This is a genomic window from Massilia sp. P2_C2, from assembly GCF_056404615.1.
Genome location: NZ_JBFUDR010000538.1, coordinates 1 through 2,149 on the forward strand (window position 1 = coordinate 1; position 2,149 = coordinate 2,149).

Here is a 2,149-nt window from a genome sequence, read left to right on the forward strand (position 1 = left end):
TGTTCCGCGCTTAATGTTATCTCGGGCAAGAATGACAGTGGAAAGTCAAATGTTCTGAGAGCATTAAATCTTTTCTTTAATGAAGAAACCGATTGGAAAAGCAGGCTAGATTTTTATCATGATTTTTCTGTTCATCGATTAGATGAGGTTCGTAAGGAGTCTATTAAAGGGAAGCAATTTATCTCAATTGAAATTGAATTCCTGCGGCCCAATTCTTATGCTGGTAGCTTACCCCCAACCTTCTCTGTGACGCGAAACTGGCTGAGGGATGGAACGCAGTATCATGAATCTTCAAATTTGGAAGTTCTTGACAGAGCTGGAAAATTACCTTCTAGTCTTTCAACAGCTCGGCGTGGATTGCAGACTTTTCTAAATAAGATATATTATGAATATGTTCCTGCAATAAAGGATCGCGCATACTCTCGACACCTACTTTCGCGTCTCCAAAAAGCGCTTCTTGATTCCACATTGGAAGACTCTACAGGGATTCCTAGGCTGGCAGGCAACTTGGCCAAAACAATTCAAAAGCAAGTTAGTGAACTTCAAGATGATTTTTTCTTGGCCACAGGACTTTCTACTGCGTTTGAACCACCTAAGCAGCTTTCTGAACTATTTCAAGCTTTTCAAGTCRCTACCGGTAATAGTACAGATCAGGCCATCCCACTTAGTTCTCGTGGAGACGGAATTCAGGCTAGATATTTGTCGTCAGTTCTCAACTATATTGCAGAAAAAAGTAATAAGTTCTTTGTTTGGGGTTTTGAGGAGCCAGAGAATTCTCTGGAATTTAGATATGCGGAAGAGCTGGCTATAGATTTTCAGGAGCGGTACTCAAAGAAATCACAAATATTTGTGACGACGCACTCGCCGGCTTTTGTTTCTGCGTCCTCGGGAGACGTCTCGTGCTTTCGAGCCTTCCAAGATAATCAGAAAACTGTGCTAGTAAATCTTGCGAATCCAAGAAACGGTAACAATCATCAGTATGAGCTTAACCATGAATTAGAGGTTCTGAAAATACAAAAACAAGTCCATGATTTCTATGCGACTCAGTTGGAAGATCTTCGCCTAGTGGAAAACGCAAGAGCGGCAGCTGAGCAGGAGTTGAAGGATTCAAAGAAATCTCTATTATTGGTTGAAGGTAAGACTGATAAGAAAATTATTGAAATTGCTTGGAAGAAGCTCAAATCTGTTGCGATACCATTCCGTATTCGTGTTGCTGATCCTGCCGCCGATGGAACTACCGGAGGAACGGGCATGCTTTCCAAGACTATAGAAGGAATTCACCCTGATGACGGTCGTTGTTGCGTAGCGTTATTTGATCAGGATAATGAGGGAATGAAAGGGTACGACTCGCTTAGTAAGAATTTTATTAAATTAAAAGGAGTTGACGGAGTAAAGGTTCATTCAAATAAAGTTTCGTATGCAATGTTGCTCCCTGCTCCTTCTTTCAGAGCTGAATATGTCGCAGCAAAAAATCATATGATTGAGTTCATGTTTACAGATGAGGTGTTGCACAAAAAGGTGGATGGAGTAGGACTTCAATTCAAGAAGCCAGTAACGAATTTGGTCATAAACGGAGTTCCAGTAACTGATTCTTCTCAATATTTGCTGCCTGGTGTCGATRGGGGATTCGCGGCATTTCGAAAGATTCACAACGGAAAAGAGCACTTCGCCGAAAACGTTGTCCCAACACTAGGTAAGGTTGACTTCTCCGAATTTGAGGAATTGTTTTCTATTTTAGAGTCAATTCCCAATTTTTTTGTTTAGATTGAGAGCTCGTTTGACGCTGGCAGTTAATCTTGATTTTAAAAGAATCGGCTCCAATATGCATTTCGGTTAAAAAAGGAGCGGAGTGCAGTGCGGCTGTATTTAAATGCTGACGGCATCGGATTCTGCTCTTCACCATTGTTGATAGGTTGAAATATAGACTTTGTGGCAAACGATTTGGCGTTCAAGTAGGCCGTCAAGGTGATTGAACGAGGGCCAAGTGGATGAGCGTACTGGCTGTGGCGTGGTCATCACACCTCGGTGGGTCGGCCATCCCATTTCCCATCACACATGCATGCATGAAAAGTTGTCAACAGCGCGTAAACCCGCGTAGAATGCAGGCAACGCGGGTGTAGCTCAATGGTAGAGCAGAAGCTTCCCAAGC

Annotated in this window: 1 protein-coding gene; it reads left to right on the forward strand. The window is 42.6% G+C overall.

Annotation, left to right across the window (positions count from 1 at the left end; all coding sequences use genetic code 11):
• On the forward strand, positions 1-1,764 hold a 1,764-nt coding region (locus tag AC1DYX_RS30565; protein WP_477265894.1), incomplete at its 5' end, for an ATP-dependent nuclease.
• Between the last annotated feature and the right edge of the window lie 385 nt (positions 1,765-2,149).